The organism is Streptomyces sp. NPDC021562 (genome assembly GCF_040640875.1).
GTDB lineage: Bacteria > Actinomycetota > Actinomycetes > Streptomycetales > Streptomycetaceae > Streptomyces.
In genome coordinates, this window is the sequence record NZ_JBFACN010000008.1 from 119,063 (window position 1) to 143,552 (window position 24,490).

A 24,490-nucleotide genomic window follows, 5' to 3' on the forward strand; every position below is an offset into this window, starting at 1 on the left:
CACGGTTCCCGACCGGCCGGACAATGTCCATCCCCCGGTCAGGGTCCTCAGGCGTCGCCGGTCAGGCCCGGCTGCCCTGGTCACCCACCAACGTGCCGATCTTCTCACCCTTGACGGCCCGCGCGATATTGCCCTCGGCGAGCAGCTCGAAGACCAGGATCGGCAGCTTGTTGTCCCGGCAGAGCGTGATCGCGGTGGCGTCGGCGACCTTGAGCTCGCGGGTGATGACCTCGCCGTAGCCGAGGGAGTCGAACTTGACGGCGTCGGGGTTGGTCTTGGGGTCGGAGTCGTAGACCCCGTCCACGCCGTTCTTGCCCATGAGCAGCGCCTCGGCGTCGATCTCCAGGGCGCGCTGGGCGGCGGTGGTGTCGGTGGAGAAGTACGGCATTCCCATACCGGCGCCGAAGATGACCACGCGGCCCTTCTCCAGGTGGCGCACGGCCCGCAGCGGGATGTACGGCTCGGCGACCTGCCCCATGGTGATCGCGGTCTGCACGCGCGAGTCGATGCCCTCCTTCTCCAGGAAGTCCTGGAGGGCCAGGCAGTTCATCACGGTGCCGAGCATGCCCATGTAGTCGGAGCGGGCCCGGTCCATGCCGCGCTGCTGGAGCTCGGCGCCGCGGAAGAAGTTGCCGCCGCCGATGACGACCGCGATCTCGGCGCCGTCCCGTACGACGGCCGCGATCTCACGGGCGATCTTGTGCACCACGTCGGGGTCGACGCCCAGGCCCCCGCCACCGGAGAAGGCCTCACCGGACAGCTTCAGCAGAAACCGGCCGCGTACTTTGCCGTCGTCGCTCTTCTGGGCCTTGGTGGTCATGGAGATCCCGCCTCTTTCACGTGGTGCACATACGAAGAAGGCCATTGCCGGTGGGGTCGCTTTTCGCTGCCCATGCGCGGCAATGGCCTCCTCGTCAGATCTGCTGCCGTCCGTCACGACCCTGGCTGTGGCCGGGTACCCGGACGACTGCTCTCGACCGACCCTATCGGGATTTCCCCGTGGGTCGCGCGTCGATCGGGGTACGGACTCAGATGCCGACCTTGATGCGGGTGAAGCGCTTCAGGGTGACACCGGCCTCGTCCAGGACCTTCTGGACGGACTTCTTGTTGTCGAGCGCGTACGGCTGGCCGAGCAGCGTGGCGTCCTTGAAGAAGCCGTTCAGACGACCCTCGACGATCTTCGCGATCGCGGCCTCGGGCTTGCCCTCGGCGCGGGTGGTCTCCTCGGCGATCCGGCGCTCGGACTCGACGACCTCGGCCGGGACGTCCTCCTGGGAGAGGTACTTCGGCGCGAAGGCGGCGATGTGCTGGGCGACGCCCTTGGCGACCTCGGCGTTCGGCTTGTCCAGCTCGACGAGGACACCGATCTGCGGGGGCAGGTCGGGCATCGTGCGGTGCATGTAGGCGAGCACGAAGCCGTCGGAGAACTGCGCGAAGCGGTCCAGGACGATCTTCTCACCGAGGTTGGCGTTGGCCTCGTCGACGAACGCCTGGACGGTCTTGCCGGCCTCGATCTCGGAGGCGAGCAGGGCCTCCAGGTCGGCCGGGGAGGTCTTGGCGACGTGCTCGGCGATGGCGTTGGCGACGGCCTGGAACTTCTCGCCCTTGGCGACGAAGTCCGTCTCGCACTTCAGCTCGACGAGGACGCCGGAGGAGTTGTCGTCGGCGATGATCGAGACCACGGCGCCGTTCTCGGCGGAGCGGCCCTCGCGCTTGGCGACGCCCTTCTGGCCCTTGATGCGGAGCGCCTCGACGGCCTTGTCGACGCTGCCCTCGGCCTCGTCCAGCGCCTTCTTGCAGTCCATCATGCCGGCGCCGGTGAGCTCGCGGAGCTTCTTGACGTCAGCGGCGGTGTAGTTCGCCATGAGTCGTTAAGTCTTTCTCGAAGTCGGGAGATCTGCCCGATCCACGGTCCACACGTGGATGTAGACCGCGAACCTGTGGGTGAACGGCGGGGGCGTTCGGGATGTCGCCGCCCCCGCCGTCGACGCTGACGGGTCAGGCCTGCTCGGCGTCCGCGGCCGGAGCCTCGGCGGCCTCGGCGGCCGGAGCCTCGGCGGCAGGCGCCTCAGCGGCCTCCGCGGCGGGAGCCTCGGCGGGCTTCTCCGCCTCGTCGGCCTTCTTCTCGCCCTCGAGCAGGTCGCGCTCCCACTCGGCCAGCGGCTCGCCCGCGGCCTTCTCGCCCTTGTCACCGGTGGCGACACGGGAGCGGGAGATGAGGCCCTCGGCGACCGCGTCGGCGATCACGCGGGTGAGCAGGGTGACGGAGCGGATCGCGTCGTCGTTGCCCGGGATCTTGTAGTCGACCTCGTCGGGGTCGCAGTTGGTGTCGAGGATCGCGACGACCGGGATGTTGAGCTTCCGGGCCTCGCCGACGGCGATGTGCTCCTTCTTGGTGTCCACGATCCAGACGGCGCTGGGCACCTTCTGCATCTCGCGGATACCACCGAGGGTCTTCTCCAGCTTGGCCTTCTCGCGCGAGAGCACGAGAAGCTCCTTCTTGGTCAGACCGGAAGCGGCGACGTCCTCGAAGTCGATCTGCTCGAGCTCCTTGAGGCGCTGCAGACGCTTGTAGACGGTCGAGAAGTTGGTGAGCATGCCGCCCAGCCAGCGCTGGTTGACGTAGGGCATGCCGACGCGGGTGGCCTGCTCGGCGATGGCCTCCTGCGCCTGCTTCTTCGTGCCGACGAACATGACCGTGCCGCCGTGGGCGACGGTCTCCTTGACGAACTCGTAGGCGCGGTCGATGTACGACAGCGACTGGAGCAGGTCGATGATGTAGATGCCGTTGCGCTCGGTGAAGATGAAGCGCTTCATCTTCGGGTTCCAGCGACGGGTCTGGTGACCGAAGTGGACGCCGCTCTCCAGCAGCTCCCGCATCGTGACGACGGCCATGGCCGTATCTCCTTGAATTTCTCGGTTGTGCCGCGGATGCCGGACGGCTCCCGCGCCTGACGCCCGTGCGCGCTGTGCCACGAAGGACCGAGTAGCGCTGACACCTGCCGTACCGGCCGGATGTCGGGGCGTGCGAAGTCGACCCGGTGGCCCGGATCGCCAGAAGAAGTGTACGGGACCGGCGGGGCACCGGGTGACGCCGCTGTCCACAACCTGGGCACGGTCCACAGGTACCGGCCAAGATCGGCGCGCTGCGGGACGGTGTCGGCATGCGACGAACGATGCGGCGGGTGTGGGCGGCGACGGTGTTGCCGCTGGTCCTGGCGGTGACGGTGGCAGGTGCCCGGGCGGACGGCGGGGCACCCGCCCCGGCACCGGTTCCGGCCGTCGCCCGGGTGTGGCCGGTGGGGGTACGACCGCCGGTCCTGCGCGGCTGGGAGCCCCCGGCGTCGGTGTACGGGCCCGGGCACCGGGGGGTCGATCTGGGCACGGCCGCGGGGGAACCGGTGCGGGCCGTGGCGGCGGGCCGGGTCTCCTACGCGGGGCGGGTCGCGGGCCGGGGCGTGGTGTCGGTGGAGCTGGCGGGCACCGGGCTGCGCACGACCTATGAGCCGGTGACGGCGACGGTGCGAAAGGGGGAGGAGGTGGCGGCGGGGCAGGTGGTGGGGGCGGTCGAGGGGACGGGAGCGCACTGCGGGGCGGCGGTGTGCGTGCACTGGGGGCTGCTCAGGGGGGAGGTGTACCTGGACCCGTTGCTGCTGGTGCCGCCGTGGTTGCTGAACCGGGGGCCGTCGAGACTGCTGCCGGTGCTGGGGGTCCCGCTGCCGGAGGGGTGACGGGGACGGTCGCGCGACCGCGGGCGGGGGGGGCTGATCACGCAGTTCCGCGCGCCCCCGCGGGGGTGCTGATCAGCCCCGCACACCCCGCAGCGCCATGGCCACCGCCGCGTCGGTGATCACCACGGGATCCTCCGCCGCGCCCAGCTCGATACGGCGCACCGCCGCGTCCACGATCCCCTGCACCAGCATCGCGGCCAGCCGGGGCTGCTCGTGCCCCAGCTCCCCCAGCGCGGCGACGATCATCGCGACCAGTCCCCCGTGCGCGGCCCGGATCTTCTCTCGGGCCCCGGCATCGAGCTCGCTCGCCGAGATCGCGACCACCGCCCGGTGCCGCCGGTCCCCGACCAGGGCCAGCTGCTGTCGCACATACGCCTCGACCTTGCCCTCGGCGGAGGCCGCCCGCTCCATCGCGGCCTCGACCTCCGCCGCCCACACGGGGAAGTCGGCCGCGCACAGCTCCTCGACCACGGCGGCCCGGGAGCGGAAGTACTCGTACACCGACGACCGCGCGAGCCCCGTCCGCTCGGCCAGCGCCGGGAACGTCAGCGCCTCCGTACCGCCCTCGGACAGGAGGGACCGCGCTGCGTCCAGCAGGGCGGCTCGCTGCATCGACCGGTGCTCGGCCACGGAGGCCGCTCGAATCCTTGGCACGCCGTCCACTGTACGGACGCACCGGCCCGGACGGGAGGCAGCGCGACGGGGACGCCGGCACCCCGGCCCGGCGACGACCGGAAACCCCCGGTCAGCGGCCGAAAGCGGCCAGCTTCGCGCGCAGCTGCAGCACCGACTTGGTGTGGATCTGGCTGACCCGGCTCTCGGTGACCCCGAGCACGTTCCCGATCTCGGCGAGGGTGAGTCCCTCGTAGTAGTAGAGGGTGACCACGGTCTTCTCCCGCTCGGGCAGCGTGTTGATCGCCCGGGCCAGGAAGCGCCGCAGCTCCCGGTCCTCGGCCACCTCCACGGGGTTGTCCGCGGCGGTGTCCTCCAGCGTGTCCATGACGCTCAGGCCGTCGCCGCTCTCACCGCCGACGTGCAGGAGCTCCTCCAGGGCCACCACGTTGGCCAGCGACAGCTGGCTGAAGACGGCATGGAGCTCGTCGACCTCGATGCCCAGCTCCGCGGCCACCTCGCTCTCCGAGGGCGTTCTGCGCAGCCGCGCCTCCAGCGTGGCGTAGGCCCGCTCGACGTTGCGGGCCTTCTGCCGGACGGAGCGGGGGATCCAGTCCAGCGCCCGCAGTTCGTCGATCATGGCGCCGCGGATCCGGGTGATGGCGTAGGTCTCGAACTTGATCTCCCGGTCGACGTCGAACTTCTCGATCGCGTCGATCAGCCCGAACACCCCGGAGGAGACGAAGTCGGCCTGCTCCACGTTGGGCGGCAGCCCGACGCTCACCCGCCCGGCCACGTACTTGACCAGCGGCGAGTAGTGCAGGATCAGCTGCTCCCGCAGCCGGTCGTCCCCTGTCGCCTTGTACGACCGCCACAGCTCGTCGAGCGTCGAGGGAGCGGGCGGCCGCACGCTGCCACCGTCGCGGGCGGCTGGGGGGATGGCCGCCCGGTCGGACCCGGAGGTGTGCTGGGGCATTCGTCGCCTTGTGCCGTTCTGCTGTTAAGTGCCAGGAATTGCCGTGATGCGCCGAGGATGGAGTGGGTCGGGACGGGGGGGAGCCGGTGGGAGGGGTGGGCAGGGTCTGTGTCGGTCGCCGTACGGCGTGGTCCGTGCGGGGCCTTTCGTGAGCGTAGCGTGACTGAGGAGTCGCGGTGCGCGAACAGCGAGGCTCCACCCCTGCGCGAACCCCCTGTACGGCGCGTCGGACCGCCTGCGGGGCGTCGCTCTGCGTGATCGCGCGACGGCGTCAACTCCGGGAATTCCCAAGGGCGTCGGGCGTTCCCCCGGACGGCCGAACACGCTCGGTCAGCGCCGAGTCCGACCGTCCCTGACCGAGATCAGCGCCTGGCGTGTCAACTTCCAGCCGTCGCCGTGTCGTTCGACGTAACCAAGTGCTCGGAGTTCGTACAGCCTGGCGACGGCCTCGTCCTCGGACGTCTGCGCGCCGCGTGCCACCTCTTCGGGTGATGCCGGCCGGTTGCCGGGCAGCGCGGCCAGGACCTGCCGGGCGCCGGGCTCCAGCAGGTCGCGCGGGAGCACGGGGCCGCGTCCGACCGGCGCCAGCCGGCCGATGTCACCGACGAGTTCGACGACCTCGGCGGCATCCGTGACCAGCGTGGACTCGCCTCTCAGCAGGTCGTGCACCCCGGCGGAGAGGCCGCTGGTGGCCGGTCCGGGCACGCCCATGGTGAACCGGCCGAGCCGTTGCGCCGCCCGCGCGGTGACCAGCGAGCCGCTGCGGTGGGCGGCCTCCACGACGACGGTTCCCCTGGTGAGCGCGGCGATGACCCGGTTGCGGAGCACGAATCTGCTGGCGGTCGGGTGCTCGCCGGGCGGCAACTCCCCCACCACCAGTCCCTGTTCGGCGATCCTGTCGATCAGCCCGGCGTGTCCGCGGGGATAGGGCCGGTCCACCCCGCAGGCCAGTACGGCCACGGTGGCCCCGCCGGCGCCGAGGGCTCCGCGGTGGGCGGCGCCGTCGACCCCGTAGGCACCGCCGGACACCACCACCCAGCCGCGCTCGGCGAGGCCCGCGGCGAGGTCGGCCGCCATGTGGGCGCCGTATTCGGTGCAGGCCCGGGCGCCGACGACGGCGACGGCCTGCAGCGCCCACATCCGCAGACTGGGCCGCCCCCGCACCCAGAGCCCGAGGGGGCGGGCGTCACCGAGGTCGTCGAGCTGAGCGGGCCATTCGACGTCGCCGGGGGCGACGAAGCGTGTCCCGGCGTTCCGGGCGGTCGCGAGGTCGCGTTCCGGGTCGGCCTGGGCGGCCCGGGCCAGGAGACCGGTCCAGCGGGTTCCGCTCACCCCGGGCAGCGGCAGCGCACCACCGGCGCGCAGGCGGCGGACCACCTCCGACGCCCCGTACTCCCGAAGCCACCGCCCACCCACCTCGTCACCGGGTTCGAGAACCCGGGTCAGAAAGACCCGGTCGAGCAGTTCGCCGCCGCGGTCCTCGCCGGTCACGTCAGCGCCCCGAGGGCCATCGGCACGCCTCGCGGGACCCCGGTGCGCAGCTGTAGCGCCAGGGCGACGTCCGCGGCACCGGGCCTGTCGTGGCCCAGGAGGTCCGCGACCGTCCAGGCGACCCGCAGGACGCGGTCGATGCCGCGGGCGGTCAGGACGCCTCGCTCCAGGTTGCGCTCGGCCTCGTCCATCGCGCCCCGCGCCGCATGCCAGCGGCTGCGCAGCTCACGGCCCGGCACCTCGCTGTTGGTCGCCCAGGGTGTACCGGCGAATCGCAGCGCCGCCCGCTCCCTGGCCGCCCGTACCCGGTCGGCGACCACCGCCGTGGATTCGCCGCGGACGCCCAGGTCGGTGAGCTGGGCGCGGGTGACCCGGTCCACTTGCACGCGCAGGTCCACCCGGTCGAGGAGCGGACCGGAGAGCCTGGCCTGGTAGCGGCGGATCGCCGAGGGCGGGCACTCGCAGAAGTCGTCGGTCAGCGAGAACCGCCCGCAAGGGCACGGGTTGGCCGCGAGGACCATGAGGAACCTCGCCGGGAACCGCACGACGCCCGCGCTGCGCGCGATCACGACGTGGCCGGCCTCCAGCGGTTGTCGCAGCGCGTCGAGCGCCTGGGTGTTGAACTCCGGCGTCTCGTCGAGGAAGAAAACGCCTCGATGGGAGAGCGAGACCGCCCCGGGACGGGCGATGCCGGGGCCGCCGCCCACCAGAGCCTGCATGGTGGCCGAGTGGTGTGGAGCGCAGTAGGGGGCGACGTCGATCAGGGGCTTGCCCGGCGGCAGAAGTCCCGCCACCGAGTGCACCGCCGTGACTTCGAGCGACTCCCCCCGGGTCAGCCTGGGCAGCACGGTCGGCAGCCGCTCCGCGAGCATGGTCTTGCCGGCGCCCGGCGGTCCCTCGAGGAAGAGGTGGTGGCCACCTGCCGCCGCCACCTCGACGGCTGTCCGCGCCGACAGCTGGCCGACGACGTCCGCCATGTCGTGGCCGTGGTCCTGGTGCGCGGATCCGGCACGGTGCATCCCCGTGGCCGCGCCCGAGCCGGGCACCCGGAGCCCGGCGAGCAGCGGATCTGGTCGTCCCGGGTCGTCCGGCTCCTCGTCGGGGACCGGCTCGTCCGCGAGGATCGCGATCAGTTGCCGCAGGCTCCGCACGCCCAGCACGGAGACGTTCGGTACCAGTGAGGCTTCGGCGGCCGCGCATTCCGGCACGACCACCTGCTCGTATCCGGCGTCGGCTGCGGCCAGTACCGCGGGCAGGATGCCCCGTACCGGACGTACCCGTCCGTCCAGCCCGAGCTCCCCGATCATCACGATGTCGGCGAGTACCCGCGGGTCGACCCGCTCGGCGGCGCCGAGTACAGCGCACGCCACGGCGAGGTCGAAGCCCGAGCCGGCCTTCGGCACCGACGCCGGACTCAGTCCCACCGTCAGTTTCTTCGAAGGCCACTGGGTCCCCGAGTTGACCACCGCCGCCCGTACCCGGTCCTTGCTCTCCGTCAGGCTCTTGTCCGGCAGCCCCACCAGCGTGAAGGCCGCCACCCCGGGCTCCAGGTCCGCCTGGACCTCCACCACCACGCCCTCGACGCCCACCAGCGCCACCGAGCACGTCCGTGCGAAGCCCATCTCAGGCCACCCCTCGCACGTGCTCGACGACGGGTGCCCCGCGCCGCGGCAGGAGCACGCCGACCACGTCGATGCGGACGCCGCCCGGCGGCGCCCCGCCGTGGGCGTGGATCCAGTGTTCGGCGAGGCCGCGCAGCCGCTGCGCCTTGCCGGGGGTAACCCCGGCCAGGGGCTGCCCGAAGGGACCCGCCCGCCGGGTCTTGACCTCGCAGACGACCAGGACGTCCCCGTCCCGCGCCACGATGTCGATCTCGCCCGTCCTGCCGCAGCGCCAGTTGCGCTCCAGGACGGTCAGCCCGGTCTCCGTCAGCCGCCGCGCGGCCAGCGCCTCGCCGTACCTGCCGAGTGCGCCGCGGGCCCGATTGGTGTTCATGTCGGCACCACCTCCGGCGCCAACCGTCACGCACACCCGGCCCGGCTGTTGATCTTGGTGAGCTACTCGGCGGTTGTGGACAACTGCGTCACCCACACGAGCGGCCGCCCGGAGGGGCTCAGCCGCCCGGCAGCTCCAGATCGCTCTTGTTCAGCTCCTCGATGTTCACGTCCTTGAACGTGAGGACGCGGACCTGCTTCACGAACCGGGCCGGCCTGTACATGTCCCAGACCCACGCATCCGCCATGGACACCTCGAAGAAGACCTCGCCCTGGACCGAGTGCACCTGCATCTCGTAGTCGTTGGTGAGGTAGAAACGCCGCTCGGTCTCGATCACGTATTTGAACAGACCGACGACGTCGCGGTACTCCCGGTAGAGCTTCAGCTCCATCTCGGTCTCGTACTTCTCGAGGTCCTCGGCGCTCATGGCATGTTCCCCTTCAGCCGTGCGATCCCACCATTGTGCGCCAGTACCGCACGCGCCTAGACGATTTCCGTGTCCAGGGTGACGGGCCTGACGGGGGGACCTTCGTCGAGCAGCCTACGGAAGAGCTCGGCGAGTCTGGTCGGATACACCGTCTCATGTGCCCGGGTCAGTTCCCGGCACGTCCACCAGCGCGCTCCGGCGACACTGCGCCGCTCCAGCTCGGTCAGGCCCCTGGCCTCGGTGGCCGTCTGCGTCGTACGGGCCAGGTAGTACCACTCGTCCTGGTCCCAGCGGCGGCCGGCGAACGGGAAGGAGCAGGTCCGCCGCCACAGCACCGGCCCGAGTTCGACGTCCGTGATGCCGGTCTCCTCGCCGAGTTCCCGCAGCGCGGCCTGCTCACGGGTCTCGTCGCCCTCCAGGCCGCCGCCCGGCGTGAACCACCAGTCGTCGGCCGGGTCGTCCGGTTCGTGACCGTGCAGCAGCAGGATGCGGTCGTCGGGATCGAGCAGGACGACCCGGGCCACCTTGCGCAGCCCGCCCTCGTACGGCGCCTCAGCGGGCACCGGCGGGCTCCGTACGGCCGCGGGTGCGGGACCGGCCCAGCAGGTTCGCGACCGGGCCGTACGCGCCGCCGCCGAGGACCAGCACGGCACCGGCCACGATCATGAACTCGATGGTGCGCAGCGGACCCGGCCGGGAGAGGCTGCCCAGGGTCTCGAAGCCGGTCGGGCGCTTGAGCATGCCCTTCATCGGCCAGATCACGGCGTCCACCCGGGCCTTCACCGCGCTGCGCGCGACCGTGCCCTGCGCCGCGTCGGTGAGGTGGGCGGTGGAGTCGAGGGAGCCCTGCCGCTCGTCGCCGAGGAGGAAGAGCCGGCCCTTGGGGACGGTGACGGTCGGGAAGCCCTGGAGCTCGGCCAGGCTGCCCGCCGGCAGATACGGTTCGTCGATCCGCTTGCCGTTGACGGTCAGCTTGCCGTCGGTGCAGCAGGCGACCGTGTCCCCGCCGACCGCGACCACGCGCTTGACGACGTCCGCGTTGGCGACCCAGCTGGTGTCGTGGAAGACGACGACGTCGCCCCGGCGCACCTCGCTGCCGTCGATGCGCCGGCCGACGACACGGTCGCCGGCGTCGATCGTCGGCGTCATCGAACCGGTGGGCACGGTGTACGGACGGTAGACCACCGCCGCCCAGCCGAATCCGCCGAGGAACAGCACGATGCCCAGCGCCACGGCGATCCCGGACAACCGGTTCCCGAGCCCGCCGCGGGTGCGCGCCGTGCCGGTGCTGGTGCCTCCGCCGCTGCGCGGGGCCGTGCGTATCGTGCTCTCGCCGCTCATGAGGCCGCACCCTACCCGGCGGTACCGGGCAGGGGCAGCCCTTCTTCGACAGCCCTGGTCACAAGCTCCCCAAGGGCTTCACATGGGCTGGTCAGCCGAGGCCCGCGCGCCGTGTTCAGCGCGTGCCGGCGGCCGCGCGCCGGTCGAACTTCGACCCGGGCAGGTCGCCCCGCCGGCGGCGCCACACCGCGATCGGCAGGACGGCGGCGACGGCCACGCCCTGCGGGGCCACCGAGAGGGAGGCCGCGGCGGAGGCCTGCGTGTTGATGCCGGACTGGTCGAAGGTGTCCGGGACGGGCAGCGTGCCCCAGCGGTTGATCGGCCAGGCCTTGACGATGGCCCGGCCGACGACCTCGCCCACCGGGACCATGCCGTGGTGCTTGTCGGACTGGTTGTAGCGGGAGTCGCGGGAGTTCTGCCGGTGGTCGCCCATCACCCAGATGTAGCCCTTGGGCACCTTCACCGTGAACTGGCCGCCCTGGTCGTCGACGCTGCACGGGGTGTTGCCCGGGTACACATAGGGCTCGTTCAGCGCGTGGCCGTTGACCTTGAGCGGGCCGCTGCCCTTGCAGGAGACGGTGTCGCCGCCGACCCCGATGACGCGCTTGATCAGGTCCTTCTCCTGGGCGGACGGCATCAGGCCGATCCAGCTGAGGAAGGTCTGGATCGCGTTCGGCTGGGCGGTGGGCTCGCCCGCCAGCCAGTCGTCCGGGTCGTGGAAGACGACGACCTCGCCGCGCTTCGGCTCGGAACCGAACCACGGCGTGAGCTTGTCGACGAGGACGCGGTCACCCTGCTGGAGGGTGTTCTGCATCGAGTCCGAGGGGATCGAGAACGCCTGCACCAGGAACGTCTTGATCAGCAGCGCCAGGACCAGCGCGATACCGATCAGGATCGGCAGCTCCTTCCAGAAGGAGCGGGGCTTCTTCGGCGCGCCCGCCGCCGAGTCGCTCCCGTCACCGCCGTGGCCGGCCCCGGCGCCGCCGGAGTGCGGGCCGTCGGCCGGGGTCGGGCCCCCGGCCGGTCCGCTCTCACTCCCGGAGGTGGAACCACCGTCTGCGCTGGGGACGTTCTCCTCGGGGCGCCCGCCGTGGTCCTCGCCGTCGTGTCCCGACCGTGCGCCTACCGCCACATCCCCCACGCCAACTCCTTACTCCGTGCCGCCGCCCGCGCCGTCCACGGCGCAGGCCCACCACTCCCATAACGAGCGGGAGTTCCGCAGGGCTCGGGAGTTGGACGTATCCGTTCGGATCGTCGGAGGCAACCCTATGCGACACCCGGGGAGCCGCGGTCGACCCCGACACGGAGTGGGAAACGCTTGCGAAGGTTTTAGGTTCCTCGAGCGAGGCCCAGTGTCCGAGCGGCCAGCCGATCCATTTCGCCCGGCCGACCACGTTGCCGACGGGGACCGTGCCGCCGTAGGCGGTGTCCTGATGGGCCCGGGAATCGGCCGAGTTGCCGCGGTGATCGCCCATCACCCAGAGCCGGCCCTGCGGGACGGTGATGTCGAACTCCTGCATGGAGGGGGCGTTGCCCGGATACAGGTAGCTGCCCTCGGTGAGGGGAACGCCGTTGACCGTCACCCGGCCCTGCTTGTCACAGCACTTGACGTGGTCGCCGCCGACACCGATGACCCGTTTGATGAGGTCCTTCTCGTTGGCCGAGGGCAGCAGACCGATGAAGGTGAGCCCCTCCTTGAGCTGTTTGACGACGACCGGGTCGTTCGCCTTGGTGGTCTGCTCGTCGGCCAGCCAGCCGCCCGGGTCGTGGAAGACGACGACGTCCCCGCGGTGCGGCTGCCACCCGAACCACGGGGTGAACTTGTCGACCAGGACGCGGTCGCCGATCCGGATCGTCTGTTCCATCGAGCCCGACGGGATCACGAAGGCCTGCACGAGGAACGTCTTCAGCACCAGCGCTATCAGGACGGCCACGCCGACCAGCAGCGGTATCTCCCGCACGGCTCCGCGCCGGCGCTTGCGCTTGACCTTGCGCTGCAGCTTGCGCCGCTCCGCGCGGGAGCGGCCGCCGCCCGGGCTGGAGGTGCGCCGGGCCCCGGTGGGCAGCAGGGCGGCGGTGGCGTCGACCGGTACGCCGCGCGGTTTGCCCCGGTTACCCATGGGCACCCGCCCCCGCCGACCGCTGCGGCTCCTCCGACTGCGGGCCCGGCACGCGCGCGTAGGCGTCGGAACGGGTGAGCCTGGTCCAGTGGGCGTACGGCCAGATGATCCAGTCGGCGCGGCCGACGACCTTGCCGACGGGGACCATGCCGCCACCGGGCGAGCCCAGGTGGTCGCGGGAGTCGCTGGAGTCACTGCGGTGGTCACCGAGGACGAAGAGCCGGCCGCCGGGGACGACGACGTCGAAGGCCACGGTGGAGGGGGCGTCCCCCGGGTAGAGGAACGCGGTCTCGTCGACCGGCCGGCCGTTCACCTCGATCCTCCCCTTCTTGTCGCAGCAGACGACATGGTCTCCTCCCACACCGACGACGCGTTTGATGTAGTCGGCGTCCCCGAAGTACCCGGCTCCGTCGAACACGACGACATCGCCGCGGCGCGGCTCGGCACCGAAACGGTACGCCAACTTATCTACGAGAACCCGGTCCCCGATCCTCAATCCCTGTTCCATGGATCCGCTGGGAATCTGGAACGGTTGAGCCACGAACGTGTTGAGGGCGAGCAAAAACGCCAGGCAGGTGAAGAGGATCAGGGTGATCCAGCCGCCCGGCAGCCAGTCGGCGAGCCGGATCAGCAACGCGAAACGCGACCGGCCCTCCGCGGCCCCTGGTGCGGGGCGGGAGGAACGGTCGCGTTCCGTCGGCTGTGCTTCGGTGTCCATCGAGGCCAGATGGTATCCGGCCGCGATAAGAACCCCGTTCGCGCGAGATCAGTTCTCGCGCTTCTCCTTGATCTTCGCGGCCTTGCCGCGCAGCTCGCGCAGGTAGTAGAGCTTGGCGCGACGCACGTCACCACGGGTGACGAGCTCGATCTTCTCGACGATCGGGGTGTGCACCGGGAAGGTGCGCTCGACGCCGACGGAGAAAGAGACCTTGCGGACCGTGAAGGTCTCGCGGACACCGCTGCCCTGGCGGCGGATCACAACGCCCTTGAACTGCTGCACACGGGAGCGGTTGCCCTCGATGACGCGGACGTGGACGTTGACGGTGTCACCCGGGCGGAAGGCCGGGACGTCGCTGCGCAGCGACGCGGAGTCGACGGTGTCGAGCAGGTGAGACATTTCGTCTGCTTTCTTCGCTGATGCCACAGGTCATCAACGGCAACTAGGTGTTCCATGAGGACTGCCGTGCGGGTCGGGGCGGGCGTCGTGTCCCCCTGCGGCAGGGGCGCACGCCGGACGGACGCACAACAGCGGTCTATTCTTCCACGGCCTGTGGCCTGCGCCAAAATCGGCCGTGGGGGGCGCCCTGCGGGTCCGGGGCCCAGCCCAGGATGGAGAGCATCTCGCGGTCCTTCTTGTCGAAGGCCTCGGGTTCGCAACGCTCGATCAGGTCGGGCCGGTGGGCGGCCGTCCGCCGCAGCGCCTCGTCGCGGCGCCAGCGGGCGATCCTGCCGTGGTGGCCGCTGAGCAGCACCTCGGGGATCTCCCGGCCACGCCAGACGGGCGGCTTGGTGTAGACGGGTCCCTCCAGGAGGTTGGCCATCGCGCCGGGGGCGAAGGAGTCGTCCCGGTGCGACTCGGCGTTGCCGAGGACGCCGGGCAGCAGCCGGGCCACCGCCTCGGTGATCACCAGGACCGCCGCCTCGCCGCCGGCGAGCACGTAGTCGCCGATGGACACCTCGTACACCGGTATCCGGGTCGCGTACTCGTCCATGACGCGCCGGTCGATGCCCTCGTAGCGGGCCGGCGTGAAGATCAGCCAGGGCCGTTCGGAGAGTTCGACGGCGAGTTCCTGGGTGAAGGGGCGGCCGCTCGGGGTGGGCACGATCAGCGCGGGGGTGTGCGAGCCGGTCTCGTAGCCGTCGGCGAGCGCGGTGTCGAGGGCGTCGCCCCAGGGCTCGGTCTTCATGACCATGCCGGGCCCGCCGCCGTACGGGGTGTCGTCGACGGTGTTGTGGCGGTCGTACGTCCAGGCCCGCAGATCGTGCACGTGGACGTCGAGCCGGCCCCGCGCGCGTGCCTTGCCGACCAGCGAGACGTTCAGCGGTTCCAGGTACTCGGGGAAGATCGTGACGACGTCGAGGCGCATCTCTTACGCCTCTTCCCGCGAGGACGCGATCTCGGCCCGGTCGTCGATCAGACCGGGCGGCGGCGCGATGACCGCCTTCTGCTCCTCCAGGTCGATCTCGACGACGATCTCCTGCACGAAGGGGATCATCACCTCGGTGCCGTCAGGACGCTCCACGATGAACAGGTCCTGGGAGGGCAGGTGCGAGATCTCGGTGATCCGGCCGACCTCGGTGCCGTCCTCGGTGACCACGTCCAGGTCCATGAGCTGGTGGTCGTAGTACTCGTCCTCGCCCTCGGGCAGTTCCTCCGGGTCGATCTCGGCGATCAGCAGGGTGTTGCGCAGGGCCTCGGCGCCGGTGCGGTCCTTGACGCCCTCGAAGCGCAGCAGCAGACGGCCGCTGTGCACGCGGCCCGTCTCGATGGTGAGCGGTCCCACGCCGGCGGGATCGGTGGCGAGCACGGCGCCGGGGGCGAGCCTGAGCTCGGGTTCGTCGGTGCGTACCTCCACGGTGACCTCGCCCTTGATGCCGTGGGCGCGGCCGATCCGTGCGACTACGAGCTGCACTGTGCCTGGTCTCCTGTCATTCCCTGCTCATACGACTGCGCTCATACGACTGCGGGCCGGGGACGGCCGGCGGCCCTCCCCGGCCCGAGCCGGTTGCGATAAAGCGTCAGCGGACGTGGTCCACGTCGACGAGGTCGACGCGGACACCGCGGCCGCCGATGGCGCCCACGACGGTGCGCAGGGCACGCGCGGTACGGCCGTTGCGGCCGATCACCTTGCCGAGGTCGTCGGGGTGCACCCGGACCTCCAGCACGCGCCCGCGACGCAGGTTGCGCGAGGCGACCTGCACATCGTCAGGGTTGTCGACGATGCCCTTCACGAGGTGCTCAAGCGCCTCTTCGAGCATGGTGCTCAGGCCTCGGTCGACTCGGACTCGGCAGCCGCCTCGTCCTTCTTCTCAGCCTTCTTCTTCTGGGTGATCGCCTCACCCTTGCCCTCGTCGTCACCGCCGAGCGCCTCGAACGACGGACGGGTCGACTTCGGCTCGGCGACGAGCAGCGGCGCCGGGGCGGGCTCGCCCTTGAACTTCTGCCAGTCGCCGGTCTTCTTCAGGATGGCGAGCACGGGCTCGGTCGGCTGGGCGCCGACGCCGAGCCAGTACGCCACGCGGTCGGCGTCCACCTCGATGACCGACGGGTTGTAGGTCGGGTGGTACTTGCCGATCTCCTCGATCGCACGGCCGTCACGGCGGGTGCGGGAGTCGGCGACGACGATGCGGTAGTGAGGCGAACGGATCTTGCCCAGACGCTTCAGCTTGATCTTGACTGCCACGGGAGTGGATTCTCCTGGTTTTGACGTGGTTGGGCACGGCGAGACTGCCGCGTGGGGTTGCGGTACCCGAGTGCCCGATGGACGCGTCAGCCGGAGGAGAGAGGGGTCCTGTGCGACTGTCGAGTACAGCTAGCCATTGTGCCACACCCCGCGGGCCGCTCCGTCCGGCGGCCGTACGAGGGCACGCCGAGAACGCACCCGGCGTGGAGGTGGTGGTACGTCGGGTGCGCTGACCGGCATCACGGTGCGGCGACGGCCGCGGCTGCCACGAGCAGCCGCGTCCTACGCCGCGCCGACGACCTCCGGGATGCGGAACGGCTTGCCGCAGCCGCCGCACACGATGGGCGCCTGGGCCAGGACCGACGGGACCACCCGCACGTTGCGGCCGCAGTCGCACACCGCCTTGACCCGGACGCCGCCGCCGGAGGACCCGTGGCGGGCGGCCGGGCCGCGGAAGGTGCGGGTGGTGTCGGCGGAGGTGGCCACCGTGTGCGCCTTGAGGGCGCGTTGCAGTCTCTCGATGGTCGGGCGGTAGCGGCGCTTCGCCTCGGGGTTGAGCGAGACCAGCGAGAAGCCGCTGCTGGGATGCGGCTCGTCGGGGTGGTCCAGGCCCAGTTCCTCGGCGATCGCCAGGAATCGGCGGTTGTGGTAGCGGCCGGCCCGTGAGGTGTCGCGGACTCCGCGGGAGGCGGCGATGCCGTGGACTGCCTCATGGAGCAGCCGTTCGAAGGAGAGTTCGTGACCGCACGCGGACGACGACTCCCCGATCAGGGACTCTGGCGCGGCAAGGTCCGGCAGCTCGGGGTGGTACCGCTGAATGTCGGCCCACGCCTGCGCCAGCTCTGCGGCGAGGACAGGTGGTGTCTGTGTCGTGCTCACGTAATGACAACGAGCGGGGGTGCCGCTGTGTTCCTATTCCGGGGCATCCCAAATAATTTGCACGTACCCGTCAGTTGCCGCTGATGCGTGGAGACGAGTACGGGTGCGCTGATCTGCGGAGAAGCCTCACAGCTCCCCCCAAGCCGGTGCGTAGTCCGACGTACGCCCCGGCGCGTACCCACGGGCCGAGCGCCGGGGCGGCGATGGTCGGTGGCTGCGCAAGACGCGTTTCGGCCGCTCTCGTGGCGAAGGACGCCACTTCTGTCAGCGTGCCCGGCGAAGCGGACGTTACTCGGGGCCCGACCATGGCCAGAACCACCGTCTCGTGGGTCCGATGGTAGAGCCCCACGTTGCCGGGACGTGAAATCTCGCCACAGTCATAGTCCATGCACAAGCGGGGTCCCGCGACCTCTGGACGCCACCGCGAGCCCGGAGTTATGTGGCATAGGTGGGAAGTGCGAGCGCACGGCACGGGGGCCACGGAATCGGTCAGTGCGTATCTCTCGGCGGATTGGGGCGCTTACCTATGACACCTACGCTCGTGCGGCACCAGCCTCCTTCTCACGCGGGCTCCACCCCCCGCGTGAACCTGGGCGCACGCGCGCGTGACTGGTCCGAGATCCAGGAGCGGATGCTGGTGCCGCTCTACGAGACCGTCCACGAGCGACTCGAAGTGGGCCCGGCCACGCGGCTGCTCGGCCTGCGCTGCGGTTCCGGTCTCGCCCTGCTGATGGCGGCGGCCAGAGGAGCCGCGGTGACCGGGGTCGACTCCTCTCCCGAACGGCTCGCCCTCGCCCGTGAACGGCTGCTGCCCGACCCCGCCACGGGGGCACGCGCGCGTGGCCGCGGCGCCCGGATCGTCCAGGGCTCGCCCCGGGACGCGGCCGACGCGCAGGCACCCGCGTACAACCTGATCACCGCCTTCGAGCCGATCGGCTGCCTGGCCGGTGACGCCGAGCGGCTCGGTGACCTGCTCGCCGAGGCGGTCCCGGCGGCGGCCCACGGGGCGGCCGTGGTGCTGGCCGGCTGGGGTCCGCCGGAACGCTGCGCGACCGCGTCCGTACTGCGGGTGGCCGCCAAGTTGGCCGATCCTTTGCGCAGTACGGGCTGTTGGCGTCCGGCCCGCCGGGACGACCTGGAGGAGGTCGCCGGGCGGGCCGGTCTGCGGATCGACGGTTCCGGGCGGGTGTCCTGCCCGTTCGGCTACGCCGACGCGGACAACGCGGTGCGGGGGTTGCTGTCGACCGGACTGTTCGACGCGGGGATCGCGGCCGCCGACGAGGAGCGGGTCGGCAAGGAACTGGTCGAGGCGCTCCAGCCGTACCTTCGCGCGGACGGCACGGTGTGGATGCCGAATGTCTTCCGGTACCTGATCGCGCGGGTGCGCTGACGCTCCGCTCGGACCGCCTCCGCCCCCGTGAACGGGCGCCGGAAGGGCACGGCGGCCGTCGGCGCCCGCACGGTGGACTCAGCCCATGAACTTCTTGAACTCGTCCGGCAGCTCGAAGTCGTCCGCGCCCTGCTGCGGCATCCCGAAGGCGTTACCGCCCTGGGCGGCGGCCTCGCGCCGCTGGGCCGCCTCCAGCTCCTGCTGCTTGCGCTTCATCGGGTTGCCGGAGCGCTGCTTGCCCTTGGCCTGCTTCTGCTGCTTGCGCTGTCGGCCGGGGCCGCCGCCCATGCCCGGGATGCCCGGCATACCGGGGATCCCGCCGCCCTGGGCCATGCGGGACATCATCTTGCGGGCCTCGAAGAACCGCTCGACGAGGTTCTTCACCGCGCTGACCTCGACGCCCGAACCACGGGCGATCCGGGCGCGCCGGGAGCCGTTGATGATGGTCGGGTCCTGGCGCTCGCCGGGGGTCATCGACTTGATGATGGCGGCGGTGCGGTCGACGTCCCGCTCGTCCAGGTTGTTGATCTGGTCCTTGATCTGGCCCATGCCGGGCAGCATGCCGAGCAGCTTGCTGATGCTGCCCATCTTCCTGACCTGCTCCATCTGGGCCAGGAAGTCGTCCAGGGTGAAGTCCTGGCCCTTCTTGGACGCCAGCTTGGAGGCCATCTTCTCGGCCTCTTCCTGGTCGAACACCTTCCCGGCCTGCTCGAGCAGGGTGAGCAGGTCACCCTGGTCGAGGATGCGGGAGGCCATCCGGTCAGGGTGGAACGCGTCGAAGTCCTCGAGCTTCTCGCCGCTCGACGCGAACATGATCGGCTTGCCGGTGACCTGGCGGATCGACAGGGCGGCACCACCGCGGGCGTCACCGTCCAGCTTGGACAGGACCACGCCGTCGAAGCCGACGCCGTCGCGGAAGGCCTCGGCGGTGGTGACGGCGTCCTGACCGATCATGGCGTCGACGACGAAGAGGATCTCGTCCGGCGAGACCGCGTCCCGGATGTCCGCGGCCTGCTGCATCATGTCCTGGTCGACACCGAGACGGCCGGCGGTGTCCACGATCACGATGTCGTGGACCTTCTGCTTGGCGAACTCGATGGAGTCCTTGGCGACCTTGACCGGGTCGCCGACGCCGTTGCCGGGCTCCGGGGCGTAGACGGCGACACCGGCGCGCTCGGCGACGACGCTCAGCTGGTTGACGGCGTTGGGGCGCTGGAGGTCGGCCGCGACCAGGACCGGCGAGTGGCCCTGCTCCTTCAGCCAGCGGCCGAGCTTGCCCGCGAGGGTGGTCTTACCGGCACCCTGCAGACCGGCCAGCATGATCACGCTCGGCGGCGTCTTGGCGAACCGCAGCCGCCGCGTCTCGCCACCGAGGATCGTGACGAGCTCGTCCTTCACGATCAGCAGGACCTGCTGGGCCGGGTTCATCGAACGCGAGACCTCGGCGCCGAGGGCACGCTCCTTGACGTTCTTGATGAACGCCCGCACGACCGGCAGGGCCACGTCCGCTTCGAGCAGCGCGATGCGGATCTCCCGCGCCACGGCGTCGATGTCCGCCTCGCTGAGCCGCCCCTTGCCCCTGAGGGACTTGAAAGTGGCTGAGAGGCGATCAGAAAGGGTATCGAACACGGCTGCGTCGGTCCTCGGCGTAGGCGACAGTCTGGGCTGCCCTCCAGGGTATCCGGCCGCGCAAGGAAGTCTTCCCCGCCGTGCGCGACCGGCCGGCCGGACCCGCGGGGTCAGGCCCGCAGGGTCTCCTCCAGCGCCCGGGCCACCGAGGCCGCCTCCTCGCCCGGCAGCGGGGTCCCGGCGGCCGAGGTCACGTAGAAGGCGTCCACGGCGTTCGAGCCCAGCGTGGACACGTGGGCGCTGCGCACCCGCACACCCGACTTCTCCAGCGCGTGCCCGATCCGGAACAGCAGCCCGGGCGCGTCCTGGGCGCGCACCTCGAAGACCGTCGCGTGCCGGGAGGCCGCCGAGGCCACCGTCACGCGCGGCGGCGGCGCCGACCGGCCGCGGCGCCTCGGGTAGGCCGCGTCCCGCTCGGCGAGGCGTCCCGCGATGTCGAGCGAGCCGTCCAGCGCCCGTACCAGGTCGGCCCGCAGCCGGGCGGCCTGCGGCAGCGATCCGTACTCGGCCGCCACCCGCCAGTCGAGGAGCAGCACCGTGCCGTCGCCGTCGTCGACGTCGGCCGGGAGCCGCAGGGTGCGCAGTTCGGCCGTGCGGACCGTGAGGCGGTGCACGGCCAGCACCCCGGAGACGGCGGGCAGGACGCCGGGCTGGTCGGGTACGGCGATGAGCAGCTCCACGCCGAGCGGTTCCGGGTCGCCGGCCGGCTCGTCGTCGGTGGCCGCCGGCTCGGTCTGGGCGCGCAGGGCCAGCACCGGGCCGCCGGTGCGGAACGCCTCGATGGCGAGCCGCTCCTGCTCGGCCGTGGGCGCGGCCGGCTCGGGTTCGTCGGCGGTGTCCCCGGCGAGGACCGCGGAGACCCGCTTGACCAGGTCGGCGACGAGGGAGCCGCGCCAGGAGGACCAGGCGGCCGGGCCGGTGGCCAGGGCGTCCGCCTCGGTGAGCGCGTGCAGCAGTTCCAGGGTGCCCTGGCTGCCGACGGCCTGGGCGACGAGCCGGAGGGTGGCCGGGTCCTCCAGGTCGCGGCGGGTGGCGGTCTCGACGAGCAGCAGGTGGTGGCGTACGAGGGTGGCCAGCACGGCCACGTCCGCGCGGTCGAAGCCGATCCTGGCCGCCACGTCCTTGGCGATGATCTCGCCCGCCACGGAGTGGTCGCCGGGCCAGCCCTTGCCGATGTCGTGCAGCAGGGCGGCGACCAGGAGCAGGTCGGGGCGGTGGACGCGGCGGGTGAACTCGGAGGCGCGCACGGCGGTCTCGATGAGGTGCCGGTCGACGGTCCAGATGTGCACGGCGTTGCGCTGCGGGCGGCAGCGCACCCGCTCCCAGTCGGGGAGCAGGCCGGTGATCAGGCCCTCGGCCTCCAGGGCCTCCCAGACGTCGACCGTCGGCCGGCCGGAGCCCAGGAGCGTGACCAGCAGTTCGCGGGCCTCGGCGGGCCAGGGGGCGGGCAGGGGGCGGACGGTCTCCGCCATGCGGCGGACGGCGTGCAGGGAGAGCGGGAGGCCGGCCTGGGCCGCGGCGGCCGCGGCACGCAGCGGGAGCACCGGGTCGCGTTCGGGGCGTGCGGCGCGGGCGAGCACCACCTCGCCGTCCTGTTCCACCACCCCTTCGGCGAGCGGGGAACGCTCGGGGACGGGTTTGCCGCCGCCGAGCATGGCGCGCAGCCGCGGCCGGACGGCGCGTGAGCGCAGCACGCGCCCCACCTCACGCCAGGTGACGTCGCTGGCGTACGAGATGACGCGGGCGGACTCGTAGACCTGGCGCAGCAGGGTGTCGGCGTCGAGGAGGCCCAGCTCGGCGGCGACCTGGTCCTGTTCCTGGAGGGCGAGCCGGTCGGTCGCGCGCCCTGTCGCCAGGTGCAGGGCGTCGCGGACGTCGAGGAGGCGTCGGCGGGCGTCGGCGAGGCCCGCGCGGGGGGCGTCGGCCACCCAGGAGGCGGCGACGGCGCGCAGCGCGGTGGCGTCGCGCAGGCCGCCGCGGGCCTCCTTCAGGTCCGGTTCCAGCAGGTACTGGAGTTCGCCCTGGCGTTCGGCGCGCTCCGCGCACAGCTCCTGGAGTTCCAGGAGGCGTTTGGGTGCCTGGTTGCGCCAGTCGGCGAGGATCGCGGTGCGCAGTCCCGAGGTGAGGCCGAGGTCGCCGGCGATGTGCCGGGCGTCGAGGAGACCGAGCTGGACCTTGAGGTCCTCACCGGCGGTCTTGCGGGCCTCGGCCGGCGTGCGGACGGAGTGGTCGAGGGCGAGGCCGAGGTCCCAGACGGGGTACCAGAGCCGGTCGGCGACCGCGGCCACCGCGCCGGGGTCGCCGCCGTCGTGCAGCAGCAGGAGGTCCAGGTCGCTGCGCGGGGAGAGCTCGCCGCGGCCGTAGCCGCCGACGGCGACGAGGGAGACGCCGCCCCTGATCCCCTCGGTGGCCGCCGCGAACAGCCCGGTCAGCCATGCGTCGGTCAGTTCGGCGAGGGCGGTACGGCGCGGCGGCCCGGACCGCGCCCCCTCGGTGAGGAGGCGCAGCCGGGCCGCCGCGTAGCCGCTGGGTCCCGTGTCCTCTGCGTCGTTGCGCACATCCGTACCCGTCACCCGGCGACTCCTGCCTGTATGCAGATGGTGGTTCTGTTCTACAGCGCGTCCGGGCCGCGCTCGCCCGTGCGGACCCGTACGGCGGTCTCGACCGGCAGCGACCAGACCTTGCCGTCGCCGATCTTGCCGGTACGGGCGGCCTTGACGATGACGTCGATCAGCTGCTCGGCGTCGTCGTCCTCGGCCAGTACCTCGATGCGGATCTTGGGTACCAGGTCGACCGTGTACTCGGCACCACGGTAGACCTCGGTGTGGCCGCGCTGCCGACCGTATCCGCTGGCCTCGGTGACCGTGAGGCCGTGGACGCCGAAGGCCTGCAGGGCCTCCTTGATCTCGTCGAGCCGGTGGGGCTTCACGACGGCGGTGATGAGCTTCATGCGTCCACCTTCTTGCTGGTGCCGGCCAGGGCCGCGGTCACGGAGCCGACGACACCGCCGCCCGCGCCGCTGAAGTCGTATGCAGTCTCGGCGTGCTCGGCCTGGTCGATGCCGGAGATCTCCTCGTCCTCGGTGACCCGCATGCCGATGGTCTTGTCGAGGAGGAAGGCGAGGACCGCCGAGGCGACCAGGGAGTAGGCGAGGACCGCGCCGACACCGGCGCACTGCTTCCACAGCTGGGTGAAGGAGTGGTCGCCGTAGAAGACGCCGGTCGCGGTGGACTGGCCCTTGCCGGTGGCGAAGAAGCCGATGAGCAGGGAGCCGATGATGCCGCCGACCATGTGGACGCCGACCACGTCGAGGGAGTCGTCGAAGCCGAACTTGAACTTCAGGCTGACCGCGGCGGCGCAGGCGACACCGGCGATGACACCGACGGCGATCGCGCCGAGCGGGGAGACGGCGCCACCGGACGGGGTGATCGCGACCAGGCCGGCGACCGCGCCGGAGGCGGCACCGAGCGTGGTGAACGCGCCGTGCCGGATCTTCTCGTAGGCGAGCCAGGCCAGCATGGCGGCGGCGGTGGCGACCTGCGTGTTGACGAACATCAGCGCCCCGACGCCGTCGTCGTTGCCGAGCCAGGAGCCGGCGTTGAAGCCGAACCAGCCGAACCACAGGAGACCCGCGCCGAGCATGACCAGCGGGAGGCTGTGCGGGCGCATCGGGTCCTTCTTGAAGCCGACGCGCTTGCCGATGACCAGGATGACGCCGAGGGCGCCGGCGCCGGCGTTGATGTGGACCGCGGTACCACCGGCGAAGTCGATCACGCCGAGCTTGAAGGCCCAGCCGTCGGCGCCCCACACCCAGTGGGCGACCGGGACGTAGACGATCGTGAGCCACAGGGCGACGAAGAGCGCCCAGGCCGAGAACTTCACGCGGTCCGCGATGGCGCCGCTTATCAGGGCCGGGGTGATGACCGCGAACATCATCTGGAAGACCATGAAGACGAAGATCGGGATCGTGTATCCGGGCCAGAGCTCCGTCAGCCCGACGTTGCTCATGCCCAGCCAGTGGGAGTCGTAGCCGATGAAGCCGTTGCTGGAGCCGAAGGCCAGGGAGAAGCCGTAGAGCACCCACAGGATGGTGACGATCCCGATGCTGACGAAGCTCATCATCAGCATGTTCAGGGTGCTCTTGACGCGGACCATGCCGCCGTAGAAGAAGGCGAGGCCCGGCGTCATGAGCAGCACCAGGGCGGAACAGATGAGCATGAAGCCCGTGTTCGCGGAGGACAGCTTGGGTGCCTCCGCGGCTAGCGTGATGGCGGCTGATGCCATCGGCGTCTCCTCGTCGGTCGGTACGGCCCCGTGCGGGTCGGAGCGTGAGAGGTCCGGTGAAGCGGGGGGTGGGCCGGTTATGCGCCATGAGATTGGCGCAGCGCGGTTTCCGTGGAAGCCCCTCGTTGTTTCGCCGGGGTGACGAAGGCGCCCTGCGTGTTACGCGTCGATGAACTACGAGATGTCCGACTCCGGGATCGTTATCGTGACG

The 24,490-nt window shown here is 71.3% G+C and carries 26 protein-coding genes; 2 read left to right on the plus strand and 24 right to left on the minus strand.

Annotated elements, in window-relative coordinates:
* Positions 1–61: 61 nt before the first annotated feature.
* The 3 genes from pyrH to rpsB all read right to left on the minus strand — a co-directional run bounded on the left by pyrH (position 62) and on the right by rpsB (position 2,895).
* On the minus strand, positions 62–820 hold the full coding sequence (gene pyrH / locus AB0G52_RS14600) for a UMP kinase (protein ID WP_132889830.1): 759 nt from the start codon (positions 818–820) through the stop codon (positions 62–64).
* A 208-nt stretch (positions 821–1,028) separates the two neighbouring features.
* Positions 1,029–1,865, minus strand: a complete 837-nt coding sequence (tsf, locus tag AB0G52_RS14605) for a translation elongation factor Ts (protein ID WP_132889829.1) — start codon at positions 1,863–1,865, stop codon at positions 1,029–1,031.
* A 133-nt stretch (positions 1,866–1,998) separates the two neighbouring features.
* The gene (gene rpsB / locus AB0G52_RS14610; RefSeq protein WP_361336649.1) at positions 1,999–2,895 is read right to left on the minus strand and encodes a 30S ribosomal protein S2; all 897 of its coding nucleotides are present in this window, start codon (positions 2,893–2,895) and stop codon (positions 1,999–2,001) included.
* A gap of 269 nt (positions 2,896–3,164) precedes the next feature.
* Between rpsB and AB0G52_RS14615 the strand changes: the two genes are divergently transcribed.
* Entirely contained in the window at positions 3,165–3,731 is a 567-nt protein-coding gene (locus AB0G52_RS14615; RefSeq protein ID WP_132889827.1) for a M23 family metallopeptidase, read from the plus strand.
* 72 nt (positions 3,732–3,803) lie between these two features.
* Here the strand turns inward: AB0G52_RS14615 and AB0G52_RS14620 are convergent, their stop codons facing one another.
* From AB0G52_RS14620 to AB0G52_RS14700, 17 genes are all read right to left on the minus strand, one after another.
* Positions 3,804–4,361, minus strand: coding sequence for a TetR/AcrR family transcriptional regulator (locus AB0G52_RS14620; RefSeq protein WP_132889920.1), 558 nt, complete (start codon positions 4,359–4,361; stop codon positions 3,804–3,806).
* A 115-nt stretch (positions 4,362–4,476) separates the two neighbouring features.
* Positions 4,477–5,319: an RNA polymerase sigma factor WhiG gene (gene whiG, locus AB0G52_RS14625; protein ID WP_132889826.1), complete on the minus strand. Its 843-nt coding sequence runs from the start codon at positions 5,317–5,319 to the stop codon at positions 4,477–4,479.
* A gap of 330 nt (positions 5,320–5,649) precedes the next feature.
* Entirely contained in the window at positions 5,650–6,810 is a 1,161-nt protein-coding gene (gene dprA / locus AB0G52_RS14630) for a DNA-processing protein DprA (RefSeq protein WP_361336652.1), read from the minus strand.
* The gene (locus tag AB0G52_RS14635; RefSeq protein WP_361336654.1) at positions 6,807–8,432 is read right to left on the minus strand and encodes a YifB family Mg chelatase-like AAA ATPase; all 1,626 of its coding nucleotides are present in this window, start codon (positions 8,430–8,432) and stop codon (positions 6,807–6,809) included. The genes dprA and AB0G52_RS14635 overlap by 4 nt, the downstream gene beginning before the upstream one ends.
* Before the next feature lies 1 nt (position 8,433).
* Entirely contained in the window at positions 8,434–8,805 is a 372-nt protein-coding gene (locus AB0G52_RS14640) for a YraN family protein (protein WP_361336656.1), read from the minus strand.
* A 118-nt stretch (positions 8,806–8,923) separates the two neighbouring features.
* Entirely contained in the window at positions 8,924–9,232 is a 309-nt protein-coding gene (locus AB0G52_RS14645; protein WP_003965949.1) for a DUF2469 domain-containing protein, read from the minus strand.
* Positions 9,233–9,288: 56 nt separating this feature from the next.
* Positions 9,289–9,795 (minus strand): NUDIX hydrolase, encoded by a 507-nt coding sequence (locus AB0G52_RS14650; RefSeq protein ID WP_132889822.1) that lies wholly within the window; start codon positions 9,793–9,795, stop codon positions 9,289–9,291.
* Positions 9,785–10,573: a signal peptidase I gene (gene lepB / locus AB0G52_RS14655; protein WP_132889821.1), complete on the minus strand. Its 789-nt coding sequence runs from the start codon at positions 10,571–10,573 to the stop codon at positions 9,785–9,787. The genes AB0G52_RS14650 and lepB (AB0G52_RS14655) overlap by 11 nt, the downstream gene beginning before the upstream one ends.
* Before the next feature lie 115 nt (positions 10,574–10,688).
* The gene (gene lepB, locus AB0G52_RS14660; RefSeq protein WP_132889820.1) at positions 10,689–11,714 is read right to left on the minus strand and encodes a signal peptidase I; all 1,026 of its coding nucleotides are present in this window, start codon (positions 11,712–11,714) and stop codon (positions 10,689–10,691) included.
* Positions 11,605–12,693: a signal peptidase I gene (lepB, locus tag AB0G52_RS14665; protein WP_132889819.1), complete on the minus strand. Its 1,089-nt coding sequence runs from the start codon at positions 12,691–12,693 to the stop codon at positions 11,605–11,607. Before lepB (AB0G52_RS14665) ends, lepB (AB0G52_RS14660) begins: the two co-directional genes overlap by 110 nt.
* A complete protein-coding gene (gene lepB / locus AB0G52_RS14670; RefSeq protein ID WP_132889818.1) occupies positions 12,686–13,411 on the minus strand; it encodes a signal peptidase I in 726 nt (241 codons plus the stop codon). Before lepB (AB0G52_RS14670) ends, lepB (AB0G52_RS14665) begins: the two co-directional genes overlap by 8 nt.
* 48 nt (positions 13,412–13,459) lie before the next feature.
* The gene (gene rplS / locus AB0G52_RS14675) at positions 13,460–13,810 is read right to left on the minus strand and encodes a 50S ribosomal protein L19 (protein WP_046727833.1); all 351 of its coding nucleotides are present in this window, start codon (positions 13,808–13,810) and stop codon (positions 13,460–13,462) included.
* Positions 13,811–13,946: 136 nt separating this feature from the next.
* Positions 13,947–14,780 carry a tRNA (guanosine(37)-N1)-methyltransferase TrmD gene (gene trmD / locus AB0G52_RS14680; RefSeq protein WP_132889817.1) on the minus strand — a complete coding sequence of 278 codons (834 nt, stop codon included), beginning with the start codon at positions 14,778–14,780 and terminating at the stop codon, positions 13,947–13,949.
* A gap of 3 nt (positions 14,781–14,783) precedes the next feature.
* A complete protein-coding gene (gene rimM / locus AB0G52_RS14685; RefSeq protein WP_132889816.1) occupies positions 14,784–15,326 on the minus strand; it encodes a ribosome maturation factor RimM in 543 nt (180 codons plus the stop codon).
* 106 nt (positions 15,327–15,432) lie between these two features.
* Positions 15,433–15,672 (minus strand): RNA-binding protein, encoded by a 240-nt coding sequence (locus AB0G52_RS14690; protein WP_003973401.1) that lies wholly within the window; start codon positions 15,670–15,672, stop codon positions 15,433–15,435.
* A 5-nt stretch (positions 15,673–15,677) separates the two neighbouring features.
* The gene (rpsP, locus tag AB0G52_RS14695) at positions 15,678–16,097 is read right to left on the minus strand and encodes a 30S ribosomal protein S16 (protein ID WP_132889815.1); all 420 of its coding nucleotides are present in this window, start codon (positions 16,095–16,097) and stop codon (positions 15,678–15,680) included.
* Positions 16,098–16,379: 282 nt separating this feature from the next.
* Positions 16,380–16,976, minus strand: a complete 597-nt coding sequence (locus AB0G52_RS14700) for a hypothetical protein (RefSeq protein ID WP_046727829.1) — start codon at positions 16,974–16,976, stop codon at positions 16,380–16,382.
* 526 nt (positions 16,977–17,502) lie between these two features.
* Between AB0G52_RS14700 and AB0G52_RS14705 the strand changes: the two genes are divergently transcribed.
* Positions 17,503–18,366: a class I SAM-dependent methyltransferase gene (locus AB0G52_RS14705; RefSeq protein ID WP_361336661.1), complete on the plus strand. Its 864-nt coding sequence runs from the start codon at positions 17,503–17,505 to the stop codon at positions 18,364–18,366.
* 78 nt (positions 18,367–18,444) lie between these two features.
* Here the strand turns inward: AB0G52_RS14705 and ffh are convergent, their stop codons facing one another.
* From ffh to AB0G52_RS14725, 4 genes are all read right to left on the minus strand, one after another.
* The gene (gene ffh, locus AB0G52_RS14710; RefSeq protein WP_361336663.1) at positions 18,445–19,995 is read right to left on the minus strand and encodes a signal recognition particle protein; all 1,551 of its coding nucleotides are present in this window, start codon (positions 19,993–19,995) and stop codon (positions 18,445–18,447) included.
* Positions 19,996–20,105: 110 nt separating this feature from the next.
* A complete protein-coding gene (locus AB0G52_RS14715; protein ID WP_132889812.1) occupies positions 20,106–22,568 on the minus strand; it encodes a [protein-PII] uridylyltransferase in 2,463 nt (820 codons plus the stop codon).
* 38 nt (positions 22,569–22,606) lie between these two features.
* The gene (locus AB0G52_RS14720) at positions 22,607–22,945 is read right to left on the minus strand and encodes a P-II family nitrogen regulator (protein ID WP_003997576.1); all 339 of its coding nucleotides are present in this window, start codon (positions 22,943–22,945) and stop codon (positions 22,607–22,609) included.
* Positions 22,942–24,279 (minus strand): ammonium transporter, encoded by a 1,338-nt coding sequence (locus AB0G52_RS14725; protein WP_132889811.1) that lies wholly within the window; start codon positions 24,277–24,279, stop codon positions 22,942–22,944. Before AB0G52_RS14725 ends, AB0G52_RS14720 begins: the two co-directional genes overlap by 4 nt.
* Positions 24,280–24,490 lie beyond the last annotated feature (211 nt).